The organism is Asaia sp. BMEF1, assembly GCF_051628905.1.
Classification (GTDB): Bacteria; Pseudomonadota; Alphaproteobacteria; order Acetobacterales; family Acetobacteraceae; genus Asaia.
Genome location: NZ_CP157575.1, coordinates 1430714 through 1447205, shown reverse-complemented (window position 1 = coordinate 1447205; position 16492 = coordinate 1430714). Strand labels below are relative to the sequence as shown.

The following is a 16492-nucleotide window of genomic DNA, read 5'->3' as shown; positions in this document are numbered from 1 at the left end:
GCGCGCCTTGAAGGGCTGTCGACGCTGTCAGCAGGATTATTTTATATATGACTGGGGCGTTTGCGCTTCGGCCGATGCGCGAATTTCAAGTCAGAGGTATCCCGAGTTTCGGGGTGAAGCAAGATATTAAGCGCGGTTCGTGTAGGGACCTGCTTGCGATCGATGAATTTTCAACGTGGTGGATGACGATATGAGTCAGGATGCAGGCAGCTTGAACCAGGGTGAATATGAGCCGTCGCAAGCCGAAAATATACTGGCATCCGGTGAAGAGACATGGTGGAAAATACCAGGTTCACCTCCCGATCCGAAACGCTTCTCAAGGTCTTGCGAAGCGTTTTTCATCGAAGAGAAAGGGATTGCGGGTCTCCAGCGTGTGCTGGAAACAGTCTCGTTGCATCAGGACGAGTGGGCGCTCTCCATGGCGGGTGCCTCACTTATCCTGCGATATACGACCCGTTACGATATTGTAGAGGTGCTTTTGCGGAATGTGTTGCGTATGCAGCCCGAAAACGTGGCCGCGCACTCGTTCCTCGCACATCTTCTTGTCATCAAGGGCGATCTCGCAGGAGGCTGTGCGAAATTTGCGGAGTTGATGGCACGTCATGCCGAGCAGAGAACAGAAATCGGCGAATTCGTCTCGATGTCGCTGCTGGAGGTTGGTTATCCAGCCGAGGCGCTGAATGTTGCGATGTCTCTTCTCAACGGGGGAGATGTCAGTGCTTCGCTGCTGAATAACGCCGGATGCGCCCTGGAGAGGCTTAACCGATCCAGGGAGGCGCTAGGCTGCTACGAAAAAGCGTTGCAGATCAGCCCTGATCGCCAGGAGATTGTTTTCGGATATGCCTGCACGCTGATCAAGGCTGGACAATTCGAACGAGGCTGGCCGGTCTATTTCGAGCGTGCGCTGCAGATAAGCCAGCAGCAAGGCTGGCTGCGTGAGCTGCCACGGCTTCGCCCGGGCGTCAGCCTCGCGGGTAAACGCGTATTGCTTTTCCAGGAGCAGGGGCTCGGCGACACGTTACAATTTATCCGCCATGCCCCGAGCCTTGTTGAGCGCGGGGCGCATGTCACTGTACACGTCCCGAGAAGTCTCGTTCGCCTTTTGCGTGCTTCCTTCCAAACCCTGACGGTGGTCGAGCCCGACGCTATCTCGCCAACCGACGATTTCGATTATGTCGCGCCTATTCCCGATTTGCCCTACGTAACGGGTGTGGATTCGGTGCAGAAGATTCCGGTGAATGTGCCGTATCTCCACACCGATGCAGCAGATGTAGAAAAAATGAGCGAGTCTCTGCCACATAGGAGGCCACGTATAGGTTTGGTCTGGGCTGGCGAACGTCGTTCCCGCTCGGAATTCGCGCTGGCGGATATGCGTCGGTCCATCGATTTCAAGGAGCTGGCTGCCGCGTTGCTTCCCGTCGAGGCGTCGCTGATCAGTCTGCAATTCGGCCCTTCGCGCGATGGCCTGCGTGGGTGGAATGGACAGGAGATCTGCGACCCGATGGATGAGGTAACGGATCTGGCTGACACGGCTGCCATAATGCAGACGCTCGATCTGGTGATTTCTGTCGATACGTCTCCCGCCCATCTCGCTGGCGCTCTGGGACGCCCCGTCTGGCTGATCAGCCGATGGGATGCCTGTTGGCGTTGGGGAGATTCTGGGCAGCGTAGTCCCTGGTATCCGACGATGCGTCTTTTTCGTTCGCAAGAACGCTCCTTCGCTCCGGTCCTGAAAGAGGTCGGAAAGGCGCTGAATCTCTGGGTCGATACGTGGCAGGCGAGGTAGAGCCAATCGAGCGGGTCAACCTGTAGGTCGGGCTAGGGCTGTCGGCATGCTGCGGTAGGAAGCAAGCCCACGGCCCTTCATACCGCTCATACCCGAGCGGTGTACCAGCGGCTGAGTAAAATGAGAGAACCCGGTGAAGGGATGAAAATTTTTCACCATGGGCGCTCCAGATGTCGAGCCCTCTGCCATCATGATAGTCTGATCGGCCTTTTCCGTGGGGGCGTGGCCAGATGCTGGTGTTGCATGCCTGCTTGCGGCAGGCGCGCGCACGCGCTCATCTTCCGGAATGGCCCAGGTTTCGAGGACTTTCCATTGATAGGGCGCGCCGATGCCCGGCGTCTGGGAGTGATATGCCGCCGCAGCACGAGGCCAACTACCCATTTTATCATGCATCTGGATGAGGAAGCGCCCTGCGTAGAGGGCATTTGTTACAGGATCAAAGGCCTGTTCGAGAGAAGGGAACGCGTCGGGATGCTGCTGCAGGTTGACCTGCATGCAGCCGACGTCAATCGACGTGACGCCCTGGCTCCTGAACTCCGCCGCTGCTGTGACGGCCTCGGCTTTTGACGAATAATAATGCCCCGTGCCGTTGGCCATGATTGTCCAGGGCCAGGCTGCCAGTCGACCATCTGCCTCTGTCTTGCCGCTCTCGACTCGACTGATCGCGTAAAGAAAACCGTCGGGAATGCGATAAGCGCGCTCTGCCTGGCTTGCAGCCTCGTGACAGCGTTCCGATTCCGTGCCCTGAGCCAGTGCGGTTGCAGGCACGAGCGAGAGGGAAAGGCTCAGATATCGGGCAATTGAAAAAAATCGCATGATTCCGATGGCAATCAGAAAATGAGATCCCGCGTCGTCACGGTCGGAGAAATCGGCAATTGCAGCGAATGCTTTTGCCGGGCGAAAACTCGGGGCCCTTTCGGTCACCCTGCCGCGCATCGTTACAGGAACGTGCCCCGATTTGACAATCTGTATCGTGTGTCCGTGAAAGCCATCTTGCATGAAAATACGCGCAGCCCTCCCTGAACCTGTTGCCGAAAGAGTTGAAAGTTGCAGGTCCGTATCGTAAGTTTCTAGCATGATCGCTTCTGCAGCCATTCCTGTGTGACGCTTTTCAAGATTATCCAATTGTAGAGAATTAATTGTTAATCAGGCGTGGCGTCCGGCTGACTGGCGCGGCGATCCGGATTTTAATAACGACAGAATTGATGGGAAACATCTTGACGAAGCGTTGGCTCGGACTAGCGGCATTCCTTACGGTGGCCCTGCCGTTGATGGGATATGCTCCGCCCTCGTGCGCTACCGCTGTAAGGGTGAAGGATATCGTCGATTATGAAGGTGTGCGAGACAACCAGCTTGTCGGCTACGGGCTGGTCGTCGGCCTGCGAGGCACCGGCGATCGCCTGACAAATACTATTTTCACACGCGAGACATTGATCAGTATGCTCAACCGTCTCGGCGTTAATATTCGTGACCGCGAGGTGCAGCTTCAGACTCACGACGTTGCAGCCGTGATGGTTACAGCAACCCTTCCTCCTTTTTCCCATGGGGGCGGGCGGATCGACGTGACGGTTTCGGCCGTTGGTGACTCGCGCGATCTTGCAGGCGGTACCCTGCTGGTAACGCCTCTTCAGGCGGCCGATGGAGAAGTCTATGCCGTCGCGCAGGGATCTCTTGTGACAAACGCTTTTGCGGTGGGTGGCGCCGCGGCTTCGGCAACCCGTAACATCCCCACGACAGGACATATTGCCAACGGGGCTGTGGTCGAAAGAGAAGTGCCAGTGGTACTCGGCAACGGGGGCGTTATCCATCTTTCTCTGCGTAATCCGAATTTTACAACGGCTAACCGTATCGTCACGGTCATCAACCGCTCATTGGGGCGGGGTATTGCAAGAATGGACGACCCGCGAACTATCGCGGTGAATATGGCCGGTCGCGATGCGCCTTCCCTTCTGTTCAGGATAGGCGATCTGATGGTTGAGCCAGACACGATGGCCAAGGTTATTGTCGATGAGGCGAGTGGTACGATCGTGATGGGCGATAACGTGCGTATCAGCACCGTAGCGATCGCTCAGGGTAACCTGACTATCCAGGTTACCGAGACACCGCTTATAGCACAGCCTGCTCCCTTCTCTAACGGAACGACAGCGATCGTGCCGAGAACACAGATCGATGCCAGCACGGACAGTTCTCATCGTCTGGGTATTCTGCGTGAGGGGCCAACCCTTGCCAGCCTCGTTTCGGGTCTGAACGCCCTCGGTATGGGGCCGCGGGATATGATCAGTATTCTACAGGCCATCAAAGCGGACGGCGCGCTGCAAGCCGACCTGGAGGTTCGATAAGATCATGAGTGATACTTCTGTCGCTCTGGGAGCAGTTTCTTCCGCGAGGGAAGCTGCCCAGAGCGCGGCTAATCAGGCCCGGGCGGATAAGGCGCGCGAGACCGCCATGTCGTTCGAAGGCGTCACGCTCGGTGAATTGCTGCAGCCCATGTTCGATACGGTCGACACCTCTGACAATGCATTCGGCGGTGGCGCGGCGGAAAAGCAGTTTCGCTCCCTGCAAGTGCTCGAAATGGGCAAGGAAATAGCCAAAGGCGGTGGCGTCGGCATTGCGGATAGCGTGTATCGTCAGATACTGGCCATGCAGGAGAAGGCATCATCGTGAGCGACAATCCCGATAAGATCGCTCGGCAGGTCCTTCGCGCCATCTCAAAGCTCAAAGTGACGCTCGAAGCTGAAAACGCGTTCCTACGTGCGGGCCGCCCCGAATCTGTTGCAGCTCTTCTGGAAGAGAAGACCCGCGAGATCGAGGCGCTCCATTCCGTACTGCACCTCTACGGTGAAGCAGGGGGCGATAAGCAGATACTTGCGGATGCGATCGCCGAGGTCAGCACCGTAATCTCTGAAAACCAATCTTTACTCGAGCATTCAGTCGAAGCCCAGGCTCTGTTTCTCAAACTGATTTTCAGCAACGCCGAGGAGGAAGGCGCCAAAGGCTACGGCGCCACGGGACATTATGCCTCGACGTCGGTTCAGGGAGAGGCGCTTACGCTGAGGAGCGAGGTATGATTGGCCGCAGCGCAAGCCGTACGGCTCTTGTCGCTCTGTCTCTGTCAGGACTTCTAAGCGCTTGCATGTCGCCTGCCAGGCCCTATCTGCAGATGGGTCGTCGCATTGCTGATGCCGGGTTCATCGCTCATCCCGCGGATACGACGGCGCGTTATGCAATGATGAACACCCTGCCTCCGGGCATCATGACGTATCGGTCTGCGCCAAGTGGGCTGATCTATTTGTATGCCGACCCGATCGGTTGCGGGTGCGTGTATATGGGAACAGATGCAGCCTATGCCTATCTGGTGAACTCTACCCCCATGGTGAAAGGGCATCATCAGGCGATTAAAGGCGTCCCTTCCATACCTGAAATGTCCGCAGAAAACCGACGTGATACGGTGGTCTGGGACTGGAGCGCCTGGGCTCACGCAGCTGATCCTGGAGCAACGCAGCCTCGCTATGTCAGCGGGGCATATTGGTGATCCGTTGTTATCTCGACGGATCACCGAGGAATGTGTTTTCGAAGCGTTGCTTGGGCCCCCTGAAGCTCTTGGTCTCCTGCTGAGGCGTTCTGCGACCAGAGGTAGCTGGTTGATCGGTGGAAGGTGTTGACGCAGCAGGTTTAGATACTGCCTCAGCTTCCTTCGCTTTTTCGGGCTCGTGAATCAGAGGAGACTCGATTTTGCGCAGTAGATCGAGCTTGAGATCTGCCGCGTCGTCCAGCAGCTTGCCGAGAGCCAGCTCGCGCGACGAGGCCTTGGTGGTAAGGTCTGTCAGTTTCTCGGCTTTGGAATCGGCTCGGTCAACAAGCGTATCGAGTTCGGAGCCGACTATTTTGGCTTGCTCGATCGTTCGTGTGAGTGGGCGACCGCTCACCTGACCCGCGACACGAAGCTTTTCGACCCCGTCATGCGCGTTCTTGATGCTCGTCTCGAGTTTTTCGATCAGCTTTAAAAGATTCGCTCGATCACTCTTCAGCGAAGAGAGAGTCCTGCTGATATGGAAATTGAAGGCAATACCCAGAAGAAGCAGGGCAGATAGAGCAATCTCTATAAATATTTGTATCTGCGCCAGCATGAGTGGTCATCCTTGTAAAATAGGACCTGAAGGGGCGGCATGATGCACTTTTCTCGCGCCTAATCATAGGGAGTGGGTTCGCTTGGGCTATGCGTATGCGGGCTGTCGTCCGGCACAAGCCTCCCGTCGATCTTTACCGCAGCCTTGCCGCTGGTCTGCCCTAGATGACCCTCGAAGAGCGGTGTCTGGTTACATTGCAGTGTCACAGGTAACGCGCCTGCCAGTCGCTGCGGGAAGAGAATCTGCATGCCAGGCTTCATATCCAGAAGCTGAGCCAGGGAAATGGTTTGCTCCTCTAGGACTGCCAAAACCTCCGCATCGGTCTCCATGATCTCGGCGATCAGATGGTTCTCCCATACGGAGTCACGTCCGAAACGCTCGCCCATGAATTGCTGCGAGAGGAGATCGCGCACGGGCTCAAGCGTGGCATAGGGTATGACCAGATCAAGGTTGCCGTTGCGGTCTTCCATATCGATATGCATTTTGGACGTCACGACAGCATTCGATGCACGGGCGATCGCAGCGAAACGTGAACTGACTTCCAGTCGTTCGAAGATGAGGTCGACCTCGCACACGGGTCCAAAGGCAACCGATAGCTCCTTGAGAGTAAGCGTCACCAATTTTTCGATAAGCGCACGCTCAATTGCCGTGTGCGGGCGTCCTTCAATACCTGAATGGCTGCGACCGCGTTGGCCGCCCATCAAAATGTCGATGATCGAATAGGCAAGCGCTGAGTCGATGACGATCAGGCCGAAATTCTCCCATTGCGCAGCTTTGAATACGGCAAACAATGAGGATGACGGTACGCTATTGACGTAATCACCGAAACACATCGACCGTGTGTATTCCATCGTGATTTCGACGTTGTCGTTGGTAAAATTACGCAGACCAGTTGTCAGGAGACGCACGAGGCGGTCGAGTACGATCTCGAGCATCGGCATACGTTCATAGGCGACGAATCCCGCTCGTATAATGCGTTCCATCCCGGTTTCGCGACGTTCGGGTATGCCGCTGAAAGCGCCGCCGAGAAGATTGTCGATCTCTGACTGATCGAGCATTTCATTGAGTGTTTCACCCTGAGAAAAATCTGCTGAATCCAAGGTCTCTTCTTCCTTTGGGTTCAGAAATTCTCTGTCAAAATCACCATTCGCCCGCGAAAAGGCCTCGTCTTTTTCGGTCATTCTTGTCTTCGATCCAGAGAGAATAGAGTATTAATGCGGTCTCGCGGCGGCTACTGGATCAGGAATTCGGTGATGTAGAAATTGGTTATTTTTAGCGGTGCAATCTGGATACGCAAGCGGCGTAAAAGGGTCTCGCGAAGACGATAAATACCATTGCCTCTGATTTCCTGAGGTCGGGTCTCATGCAGGTAGGTCTGAAAAATATCCTGTATCTCGGGGATATAACGCCTCAACGAAGCCTCTGTCTCAGTTCCTGCAATTTCGACTTTAGTGGTCATTTTGACATAGACTGGACGACCATCGCCATTGTCGAGGCTTGAGATGACTGACGGAATGGCTAGGAGTGTCGTTTCTCCAGGTTTTAAAGCATCTGATTGAGTGGTCTTTTCATTCTTATGTGAAAACACCCAGCCCTTCGCGACAGCAAAGTAGCCGCCCCCAGCTAACAAGCACAGGGCGATAGCCGCTCCGATTAAAATAGCCAGTCGTCTCTTTTTGGGGCGCTTGGCCGGACCCAGTCGATCGTCATCGACAGGATTGATGTCGAGACTGTCGCCGAATTGGGTTTCGCTCATATGATCAAAGCTCAAAATCTTTAGGGGGTCGGCAGGAGGAACTTCCTGCTCGATTTCAATGGGCATCCATGGGAGTTGCAGAAGAATGACGAAATAGGTGACGCAACGTCAGACTAGGATCGGAGGCCCCAAGTTCCGATTCTAGCCTGGACTGATTAAAAATTCCCTGACTGTCAGAGGCATTTACGACACCTCCGACAAAACCGGAAACAGTTATCCGTCCAGGCGGATCAGATTTTACTGTTTCATCGCTATCGTGGCCTGCAACAGCGTATCAGCGGTCGTGATGACCTTGGTGTTGGCTGAGTAGGCTTCCTGCGCCACAATCAGAGCAGAGAGATCGCTGGTCAGATTGGTCGTTGAGGACTCAGTATAACCAACGGATAGTGTTCCTGTGCCATTGGCGCCTGCAACGCCGATCACTGCATTACCCGAGGCTGCCGTGGCCGTATAGGCTTGTCCGTCTACCGCATTCAGGCCATTGACGTTGGCAAAATTGGCAAGGGCAATCTTCCCGACGAGCTGCGAGGCGCCGTTGCTGAACTGTGCCGTCACGGAGCCGTCGCTCTGCATCTGGATACCTTCGTAGCTTCCTGCATTGACGGCATCAGAGGTGAGGGCGGTCGTATCGGTTCCGAGCGAGCTGGCTGTTGTGAGCAAAGGGCTGGCTGCGTTGGTCATGGTAGGCAGAGCGATTGTGTAGGCTGTACCGTTGATTGTTGCGGCAATGGATGTCGGGGGGGCGTTCGCTGTGCCGTCCGGATTGAAGGTGATGGTGCTCGTTCCACTGAGGGCTGCGCCCGTCGAGGCGTTTACGGCCGAGACATTCCAGGTCGGAGGCGATGCCGAGGTCTGCGACCAGAGCATCGAGACAGGAACGCCTGACACCGCCGTCGGCGAGGTCATGTAGCTCTGGTTCGACCCCGTCGAGGTGCCGATTTGTGCGCTGTTTTCTGTGAGCGTGTTGGTCGAGGAATTCAGCGCCAGGCTCGTGACGGCGCTTTTGCTGGGAGTGCCCGTCGAAGCCGCCATGATCGTGCCGCTGGTGCCGCCGATCGTTCCCAGAGAGAGGTTCATGGTCTGGGTGGAGTTGGCGCCGTAAGACGCTGTGATCGGCAGAGTGACCGCCGCGCCCGTCGTCGTGGAGCCGACTGTCGCGCCTGACGAGTCCGTCACGCTTGCAAGGGTGCCATTGCTGTTGAAGGTGACGTTATAGGTGTTGCTTGCCTGATCGATAGTGCCTTTGCCATCCGCATCATAAGCGCTGGCTGTCCAGACGAGTGGGTTGGTGCTGCTCTGGGTCCACGTAAGGGCAACATGATGCTGGTTCGCATTGGCATCGTACACCGTTACCGGGGCTGTGGTGTAGGTTTGCGCATCCCCGCTATCATATTTAGCGGTGTCCGCTGGCATGGTGCCCACTGTGGCAGTCAGCGAGATTGTATTCGTCTGAGGAGGGCGGTAGGTTATGTTGGAAACATTGATCGCGCTGACGGCAGTATTGAGTTGCCCGGTCGACGGGTCGACCATGTAGCCGTTAAGGTAATATCCGCTGGTGTTGACCAGATATCCCTGATTATTTTGGGAAAACTCACCGTTTCGGGTGAAATAGCTTCGGTCCTGGAATTGCGTTGTACTCGTATTGCTGGCGCCGGTTGGCTTGGACACTACGAATAGCCCGTTGCCTGAAATTGCTGCCGCGAGGCTGTTGCTGCTGCTTGTAGGCGTTCCCTGCTTGTCGACGTGCTGAACGGTTATCGCCGATACCGAGTCGGATACGTCGGCTGAGGCCGTGCTGCCAATGAGCGATCCGGCAACAAAATTTTGAAAAGCTGTCGTATCAGCCTTGTAGCCAACGGTCTGGCTATTCGCGATATTATTACTCAGATTGGTGAACGCTGTCGCTTGCGCATTGATGCCACTGACAGCGGTCGTGAGGGCATTGAAAACTGACATTGTGTGTCCTCGACCTGTGCGCCGCGGGCTGTTCCGCCTACCCGAAGGAGATGACTAATGCGGAACATCCGAATGTGAAATGACGGATCAAAATATAAAATCTGGCCTTACCGCACATGGTCAAGGCGCCGGTCCTGCATGATGCAGCCTTCCGAGCAGAACATTCCCTATGCGACATGAAGCCTTACAGGGTCATTGGGTAGCACGCATTCTGAGAAAATCAAGCATTGTTACGCAAGCTCTCGGATTTCGGCAAAGCGTCGCCTTCGCGTGCAAGCTGTAGTCCCTGAGATGGTTTTTCAATGAGATTTCATAATTTTTTCGAAAACGGGGTCTGCGCAAACCTTCTGTTAACGACGCTTGCGCTGATATGAGCCGTTGCGGGTTTCGGCACGAAAATTCCGGCGATTTTTCCGCAGCCCCATAATTCGATCGTCCCTTTTCCGTCTGTTCTTCTTAATTGCAGTGGTAGCGGGTGCGCTGGCCTGGCTGAGCTTTGGTGATTGGGTTCCAAAATCAAAAATGTTTAATTATCGACATGTGGTAGGTCTTCCCGAGCGTGGGGCGCTGGTTTTTCCCCATAAATCAAGGTCAAAAAAGGTGAAAACGAGTGTCTTTAACGGATTATTGGCGCGTAATTAAATCCAACTAACAATAGGTTGCCGATCCGCATTTTGGATTCTGGAGAAATAAATAGATGTTGAAGTCATGGCCGGGCGGCTGGGCAGATTCCAAAGCCAAGCTGGGCGCGCTCGAGCGCGCACTCGCTTTCATAGAATTCGATCTGAAAGGCACTATTATCGATGCCAATCAGAATTTCTGTTCGGCTATGGGATATCGTCTGGAAGAAATTCTTGGACGGCATCACGTCATTTTTGTTGATCCGCTTTACGCTAAGGGTGCCGAATATCGCGCATTCTGGCATAAGCTTGCTTCCGGTATTGCATATTCGCAGGAATGTACCAGGCTGACCAAAGGCGGGAACGAAATTCTCCTTCAGGCAAGCTACAATCCTGTGCGTGACGTCACGGGGCGCGTGTATAAAATCGTCAAGGTTGCCTCAGTGATTACGGAAGCTGCGATGCTTCGGGCCGATACCACAGGCAAGCTCGACGCAATCTCGCGTGCGCAGGCCGTGATTGAGTTTTCGCCAGACGAAACTATTCTCACGGCAAACGAGAATTTTCTGACAGCAATGTCTTACTCACTCGAGGAGCTTGTTGGCAAAAAACATGGTATTTTTATCGACCCTGAAATAGCAGCAAGCCCGGAATATGTCGAATTCTGGGACAGGCTGCGTCGTGGCGATTACGTTCCGCTCGAATGTCGGCGTTTGGACAAGAATGGCCAGCATGTGTGGTTGCAGGCGTCCTATAACCCGATCTTCGATATCCATGGACGTGTCGTGAAGATTGTAAAATACGCCACTGTTATTACGGGGCGTGTTCAGGCGATTGACGGTATCGGCAAGGGGTTGGCGAAACTCGCCCAGAATATTCTCAGTTTTCGCATGACTGGCAACTTCGACCCTACCTACGAGAAGCTGCGTGAGGACTTCAATCGGGCTAGCACCAAGCTCGATGTGACGCTGGGCGGCGTGTGGGCCGCTGTAGGGACGGTCGCCAACGGCGCCAACGAGATCGTTGTCGCTTCTAATGATCTCGCTCAGCGCACGGAGATGCAGGCGGGTAACCTCGAACGAACGGCAGCGACGCTTGACAACATCACTGCGCGGGTCGCTCAAAGCGCAGAGAGTGCCAAGAATGCGGCAAGCTCGGCGTCTGCCGCGAGAATAGATGCCCTCAAAGCCAATGAGGTTGTCAACGAGGCTGTGGGCGCCATGGAGAGAATGAAGGAAGCGTCGAAGTCGATTTCGCAGATCACGGGCATTATCGAGCAGATCGCGTTTCAAACCAATCTGCTTGCGTTGAATGCGGCTGTCGAGGCTGCGAGGGCGGGTGAGGCCGGGCGCGGTTTTTCGGTTGTGGCGACCGAAGTCCGGGCTCTCGCAGAACGTTCGGCAAAAGCCTCGCAGGAGATACGTGTGCTCATTGCCGAGGGAACTGTCCATTCAGATCTGGGTGCGCGGCTTATTGGTGATGCGGGTGCCGCTCTGGGCGGAATCGTGAGCCAGATTTCGGATATCGACAGCCTTCTCTCTGAGATCGCGCTCGGTTCCGAAGAGCAGGCCTCGGGCTTGGGGCAAGTGAACCACGAGGTGGGGCAGCTCGATCGCGTCACGCAGCAGAATGCGGCCATGGTCGAGGAGGCCACAGCAGCGGCAAACAGCCTCGAAAACGAGGCTGGACGTCTCAAAAAGCTTGTGGGCGAGTTCACGCTTACGGGCAGTGCTCCTCTGGAAAGTCTTGCCTAGATAGCAGGCACTTGATGCTTGCGTCCTGGGCGAGGGGGCGGGGCGCCCTTTAGGGCACCTCAGCTTCTGAAACCTTTCCGAAACTATTTGGGTTTAGATCCTGGTCCCAAGCCTGCTGTTTCCATCTTGGGAAGTGGGGGCGATCGACATGCTCGTGTAGGCGCGATCGCTGTTTTCTGCGGAACGGACAAAGATGAACCTTCTGGCCTCTCTTTCTATCGCATCGGGTAGCCTCAACGTCATCGAGGCTCAATATGCCGTAACGGCGAACAACGTCGCCAATGCCAGTACGGCTGGCTATGTGAAAGAGACAGTGGCGACCTTGTCATCTGTCGCCGGAGGATACGGGGCTGGTGTGCGCCTTGGGAGCACGCAGCTTTCGATCAATCAGGCGCTTCAGTCCTCGCTCTATCGGCAGAATGCCTCGGCCTCATCCTATACAACCATGAACAACTCTCTCGCTTCGCTGTCGGCAGTGCAGGGGTCGACATCGGCAGATTCCGGGAGCACGTCGTCACTTACAGATCAGCTCGGTAATTTGCAGAGTGCGCTGATCTCGCTCACCTCGACGCCGTCACAAAGTGCCTCACAAAGTGCGGTGGTCAGCAAGGCAACTGCTTTGACCGACACCATTCATACGCTTGCCTCGACTTACGCAACGCAAAGGCAGGGTGCGGCTGACAGCGTCGTTTCCTCCGTGGCGTCGGTTAATTCGGATCTCACCCAGATCGGCGCGTTGTCGAAACAGATCATGAAGTTCAAGGGTCTTGGGCAGGATACCGCAGATCTGGAAAACCAGCGTCTGGGAATTATGTCAGACCTATCGTCAAATCTGAACGTATCCTTCTCCAGTAGCAGCAATGGAGATATGGTCGTTCGGACTGCGAATGGCACCCAGCTGCCGACAAGGCCCGATCAGATGGGGCTGGATGACAGCACGCAGCAGTTGCCCAGTTCAACCTGGCCTCTGACCACGTCCAGCGCAACGCTGAGCGCCAGCTCCTATTACAGCCCTCAGGACAGCACCTCCTCCATTCCGGGCATTACCCTGGCGGGACAGGATGTAACCTCCAGTCTGACTGGAGGCAGCCTCGGCGCTAACATTGCTTTGCGCGATACGGTCTACCCTCAAATGCAGGCCCAGCTCGACTCGGTCTCCTACACGATCATGAACCGATTTAGCAGCGCAGGCCTCTCGCTTTTCAGTACGGGGGCTGGTGGTGCGAGCAGCATACAAAGTTCCGATCTCACTAAGCCGACCCCGGAAGGGATCGTCGGTCTCTCTTCCAGCCTTGCGGTGAGCGCGCGTTACGCGACGACGCCTTCCTTGCTGACAACGACAACCAATAGTGACGGTACGACAAATTCGGGCGACACGAGTGTTATCAGTAATGTCCTTTCGGTGGGTTTCGGATCCGATGCCAGCGATGTCAGCGGTAGCCTTGCGGCCCCAACGAATGGCCTGGGTCCCAATGGGAGTATCTCTACTGGATACAATGGCGGACAGGGGCTGATTGCGCTCTCAACCGCTCTGACGTCAAACCAGGGGGCGACGATCGCTGCGGCCAGTTCGGGTGTTACGTCGAGCTCTGCCGTATTGACGCTGCTGCAAACGAAAGTGGCTGACGTGTCGGGTGTCAATGTGAATGACGAAATGGCCAAGACGGTCGCTTTGCAGAACGCCTACACGGCGAACGCCAAGATTATTTCGACCGTACAGACCATGTTCAACGCGCTTTTGAACGCAGTTTAATCCTTTTCCCCGGAGCGAGACATGAGCAACGCGGTTAATCAGTATGGCGGTTCTGCGCTTTCGCTTATTCTCGCTGCGGGGGTCAAGGAACTGACGGCTCAGCAAGAGACTGCCACGTGGCAAAGCAGCACAGGTGTCATCGGTGCGACCTATGCCGATCTTGGTTCGTCGCGGGCGACGGTTCTTAATCTGACTCCCAAAATCACCCAGGTTCAATCCTGGCAGTCGAATATTGCGAATGCCCAGACCACACTCTCCGTCACCGCGACAGCGATGAACCAGCTTGTGACGCAGGCGCAAAGTCTTGCGACGAATCTGCTAGGGGTTTCAGGGACCGCTACACCCAGCCAGGTTGCTTCTGCGGCCTCTGCCGCGCAGACAGCTCTCGAAAGTATCAAGACACTCCTCAATACGAGCGACGGCACAAACTATGTTTTCGCCGGAACAGAGTCGACGACGTCTCCGATCAAGGGGCAGTCGTCATTGTCTACAAGCGCTCTGGCCCAGCAGATTGCCGCTAGTGTAAAAACGGTCTCTACTGCAGGAGCAAGCAGCGTTTTTTCGCAGATGACCACATTGGCGCAATCGAATGATCCCTCTTTGTCGGTCTTCTCTGCTTCGTTGTCAGTCTCGCCCTCTCAGGCCTTGGGTAAGCAGCGCGGGGTTATGAGCGGCACGGACACAACGACATCCATCGGGATTGTGGCAACGCAGTCATCTGTCACTTCTGCGCAGAGCGCGACTTCGACGGGCTCCCCGATAAGGGATCTGATGCGCGACTTGATGGCTGTCTCGTCGATGGGCGATATGTCCTCTGAAACGCCGGGGTTCTCGGACCTTGCCAAGCAGATCTATACGTCGCTCGGAACGACGATCAGTCAGCTGACAGAGCAGGAAGGTGCGATAGGTGGCACTCAGAACAGCCTGAAGGCACAGTCCACTTTGCTGACCGGCGTCAGTACCATGCTGCAGACCCAGCTGGGTGATGCCCGGGATGCCGATCTGGCTACGGTTGCGACGAATGCTTCCAATATCAAGACGAGCCTCAACGCTTCGTACATCCTGATATCGAACATGAAAGGCATGACCCTGGCGGATTACCTGTAATGGCTTATCCAGAGGGGAGCGCCGAGGCTCTGCAACTTGCCGGCAAGCTGGCTGAGGCGGCTGAGGGGTACGAAAAGCGTCTGCGGGACTTTCCTGCTGATGCGAGGACTCTCAGTAATTACGGTGGCTTGCTCAATCTTCTGAACCGCTTCGACGAAGCCCTTGTCTTCCTTTCCCGAGCCGTCGAGCATGATCCGTCTTTGGCGGATGCGTGGTCGAATATCGGGAATAGCTTCCTGTTCCTGAGCCAATATGAGAATGCGATAGCCTGCTATCGCAACAGCCTGCGTCTTGATGGACGACATGCTCTGGCGTTGAGCAATATGGGTGTAGCCCTCGATCATAGAGGCGATCACACACTCGCATTGCAATTTCATCGTGCTGCGATCACGGTCGACCCCGACAATAGTTACAGCCGAACGAATTACGCTGTTTCGCTCTTGCAGGATGGCCAATATCCGGAGGGTTTCAAGGAGTATGAGCATCGCTGGACTGCGCAGAACTACGCCAGCTTCGATCTGAAAAAACCACGGTGGCTGGGCGAAGACGCGCCTGAGCGGGTTTTGCTCATTTCTACGGAAGGCGGGTTTGGGGATGTCATCCAATTTGCCCGTTTTGCGCCTCTTGCTGCAAGACGGGTCGGTCGGGTGCTGTTTCGGGTAAGGCGCGAGCTCGTCTCTCTACTGGAAAATTCCCTGACGAACATCGTTGTGCTGAGTGAGGATGATGAGGTCCCTCCGCATGACCTTGAGTGTCCGGTTCTCAGTTTGCCCCATGCTTTGGGCATTACCCTGGAGACTCTCCCCGGAGCAGCGGGCTATTTAAAAGTCGAGCCTGAGAAAGCGGCGTTCTGGCGCAACCAGCTGGTCGCTGAAGGTACGAGCAATGCGGTGCCCCCGCTGCGTGTTGGAGTCGTCTGGGCCGGCGCACCTCATCCGGAAGTACAGGCCGCCTTTCTGGCGGATCGACGCCGTTCGACCGATCTGGATACATTCGCGTCGCTGGCCACCCTGCCGGGTGTCGTTTTCTATAGTCTGCAACTCGGTGAGAAAGCCGATCAGTCCCGTACCCCGCCTCCGGGAATGCGTCTGATCGATCATACTTCGCAGTTGCGCGACTTCAGCGATACGGCTGCACTTGTCAGTGCGCTCGATCTCGTTATTGCAGTTGATACTTCGACATGCCATTTGGCCGCAGCCCTTGGCAAGCCAACCTGGCTGCTATCCCGTTACGACCAATGCTGGCGCTGGCTTTCCCGACGCACGGATTCACCGTGGTACGATACCGTGCGAATTTTCCAGCAAAGCGTGCCGCTCGACTGGTCGATGCCTATGGTCGAGCTTCACAAGGCTCTGAGCGCCCTTATCCTTCGGCACGAGCAGTGCTATTCTGCATCACTCTGAAAAAATCTGGAAGCCTTCTTGGCTGAACGCTCGCTTTGCGAAACGGAACGTTGTAGGGTGTAACCATTCCGTGATTGGCGAGGGATGCCGTTGGATCGCCTTTGAGATTCACGCTTCTAAAAGGAATTTTGAGTACTGCTATTTATGCGGTGTAGGGCAGTATAACCCGCTTACTGTCTTTTTGGTGGTTCAGTAACATTTGAAAGCAGGCACCGTTATTTCGAGTGTCA

The 16492-nt window shown here is 55.5% G+C and carries 14 protein-coding genes; 9 read left to right on the top strand and 5 right to left on the bottom strand.

Features of this window, described 5'->3' with window-relative positions:
• The first annotated feature begins 190 nt into the window (after positions 1–190).
• Complete coding sequence (locus ABHV46_RS06195; protein WP_438383714.1) at positions 191–1786, top strand: tetratricopeptide repeat protein; 1596 nt, start codon at positions 191–193, stop codon at positions 1784–1786.
• A gap of 15 nt (positions 1787–1801) precedes the next feature.
• Here the strand turns inward: ABHV46_RS06195 and ABHV46_RS06190 are convergent, their stop codons facing one another.
• Positions 1802–2710 carry a transglycosylase SLT domain-containing protein gene (locus tag ABHV46_RS06190; RefSeq protein ID WP_438383712.1) on the bottom strand — a complete coding sequence of 303 codons (909 nt, stop codon included), beginning with the start codon at positions 2708–2710 and terminating at the stop codon, positions 1802–1804.
• A 347-nt stretch (positions 2711–3057) separates the two neighbouring features.
• On the opposite strand from ABHV46_RS06190, the gene ABHV46_RS06185 reads away from it, so the two are divergent.
• The 4 genes from ABHV46_RS06185 to ABHV46_RS06170 all read left to right on the top strand — a co-directional run bounded on the left by ABHV46_RS06185 (position 3058) and on the right by ABHV46_RS06170 (position 5318).
• Positions 3058–4125, top strand: coding sequence for a flagellar basal body P-ring protein FlgI (locus tag ABHV46_RS06185; RefSeq protein ID WP_336946440.1), 1068 nt, complete (start codon positions 3058–3060; stop codon positions 4123–4125).
• 4 nt (positions 4126–4129) lie between these two features.
• A complete protein-coding gene (locus ABHV46_RS06180) occupies positions 4130–4450 on the top strand; it encodes a rod-binding protein (RefSeq protein ID WP_438383709.1) in 321 nt (106 codons plus the stop codon).
• Positions 4447–4854, top strand: a complete 408-nt coding sequence (locus ABHV46_RS06175; RefSeq protein WP_438383706.1) for a hypothetical protein — start codon at positions 4447–4449, stop codon at positions 4852–4854. Before ABHV46_RS06180 ends, ABHV46_RS06175 begins: the two co-directional genes overlap by 4 nt.
• Before the next feature lie 92 nt (positions 4855–4946).
• Positions 4947–5318 (top strand): hypothetical protein, encoded by a 372-nt coding sequence (locus ABHV46_RS06170; RefSeq protein WP_438383704.1) that lies wholly within the window; start codon positions 4947–4949, stop codon positions 5316–5318.
• A 7-nt stretch (positions 5319–5325) separates the two neighbouring features.
• Here ABHV46_RS06170 and ABHV46_RS06165 read toward each other — a convergent pair whose 3' ends face one another.
• The 4 genes from ABHV46_RS06165 to ABHV46_RS06150 form a co-directional block, all read right to left on the bottom strand.
• On the bottom strand, positions 5326–5913 hold the full coding sequence (locus ABHV46_RS06165) for a DUF6468 domain-containing protein (RefSeq protein ID WP_438383702.1): 588 nt from the start codon (positions 5911–5913) through the stop codon (positions 5326–5328).
• A gap of 59 nt (positions 5914–5972) precedes the next feature.
• Positions 5973–7013: a flagellar motor switch protein FliM gene (fliM, locus tag ABHV46_RS06160; protein WP_438383700.1), complete on the bottom strand. Its 1041-nt coding sequence runs from the start codon at positions 7011–7013 to the stop codon at positions 5973–5975.
• Between the two features lie 131 nt (positions 7014–7144).
• Positions 7145–7735, bottom strand: a complete 591-nt coding sequence (locus ABHV46_RS06155; RefSeq protein WP_438383698.1) for a flagellar basal body-associated FliL family protein — start codon at positions 7733–7735, stop codon at positions 7145–7147.
• Between the two features lie 171 nt (positions 7736–7906).
• Positions 7907–9625, bottom strand: coding sequence for a flagellar hook-basal body complex protein (locus tag ABHV46_RS06150; RefSeq protein ID WP_438383697.1), 1719 nt, complete (start codon positions 9623–9625; stop codon positions 7907–7909).
• Positions 9626–10322: 697 nt separating this feature from the next.
• Between ABHV46_RS06150 and ABHV46_RS06145 the strand changes: the two genes are divergently transcribed.
• From ABHV46_RS06145 to ABHV46_RS06130, 4 genes are all read left to right on the top strand, one after another.
• On the top strand, positions 10323–11999 hold the full coding sequence (locus ABHV46_RS06145; protein ID WP_336946192.1) for a methyl-accepting chemotaxis protein: 1677 nt from the start codon (positions 10323–10325) through the stop codon (positions 11997–11999).
• Between the two features lie 193 nt (positions 12000–12192).
• Positions 12193–13752 carry a flagellar hook-associated protein FlgK gene (gene flgK / locus ABHV46_RS06140; protein WP_438383694.1) on the top strand — a complete coding sequence of 520 codons (1560 nt, stop codon included), beginning with the start codon at positions 12193–12195 and terminating at the stop codon, positions 13750–13752.
• Between the two features lie 21 nt (positions 13753–13773).
• Complete coding sequence (locus ABHV46_RS06135) at positions 13774–14859, top strand: flagellin (protein ID WP_438383691.1); 1086 nt, start codon at positions 13774–13776, stop codon at positions 14857–14859.
• Positions 14859–16262 (top strand): tetratricopeptide repeat protein, encoded by a 1404-nt coding sequence (locus tag ABHV46_RS06130; protein WP_438383688.1) that lies wholly within the window; start codon positions 14859–14861, stop codon positions 16260–16262. The genes ABHV46_RS06135 and ABHV46_RS06130 overlap by 1 nt, the downstream gene beginning before the upstream one ends.
• Positions 16263–16492 lie beyond the last annotated feature (230 nt).

What these genes read in the sequence shown, in the direction of transcription:
- ABHV46_RS06195 (WP_438383714.1), top strand. Translation starts at nt 191, where the DNA reads ATGAGTCAGGATGCAGGCAGCTTGAACCAGGGTGAATATGAGCCGTCG.
- ABHV46_RS06185 (WP_336946440.1), top strand. Translation starts at nt 3,058, where the DNA reads ATGGGATATGCTCCGCCCTCGTGCGCTACCGCTGTAAGGGTGAAGGAT.
- ABHV46_RS06180 (WP_438383709.1), top strand. Translation starts at nt 4,130, where the DNA reads ATGAGTGATACTTCTGTCGCTCTGGGAGCAGTTTCTTCCGCGAGGGAA.
- ABHV46_RS06170 (WP_438383704.1), top strand. Translation starts at nt 4,947, where the DNA reads ATGGGTCGTCGCATTGCTGATGCCGGGTTCATCGCTCATCCCGCGGAT.
- ABHV46_RS06165 (WP_438383702.1), bottom strand. Translation starts at nt 5,913, where the DNA reads ATGCTGGCGCAGATACAAATATTTATAGAGATTGCTCTATCTGCCCTG.
- ABHV46_RS06155 (WP_438383698.1), bottom strand. Translation starts at nt 7,735, where the DNA reads ATGCCCATTGAAATCGAGCAGGAAGTTCCTCCTGCCGACCCCCTAAAG.
- ABHV46_RS06150 (WP_438383697.1), bottom strand. Translation starts at nt 9,625, where the DNA reads ATGTCAGTTTTCAATGCCCTCACGACCGCTGTCAGTGGCATCAATGCG.
- ABHV46_RS06145 (WP_336946192.1), top strand. Translation starts at nt 10,323, where the DNA reads ATGTTGAAGTCATGGCCGGGCGGCTGGGCAGATTCCAAAGCCAAGCTG.
- flgK (WP_438383694.1), top strand. Translation starts at nt 12,193, where the DNA reads ATGAACCTTCTGGCCTCTCTTTCTATCGCATCGGGTAGCCTCAACGTC.
- ABHV46_RS06135 (WP_438383691.1), top strand. Translation starts at nt 13,774, where the DNA reads ATGAGCAACGCGGTTAATCAGTATGGCGGTTCTGCGCTTTCGCTTATT.
- ABHV46_RS06130 (WP_438383688.1), top strand. Translation starts at nt 14,859, where the DNA reads ATGGCTTATCCAGAGGGGAGCGCCGAGGCTCTGCAACTTGCCGGCAAG.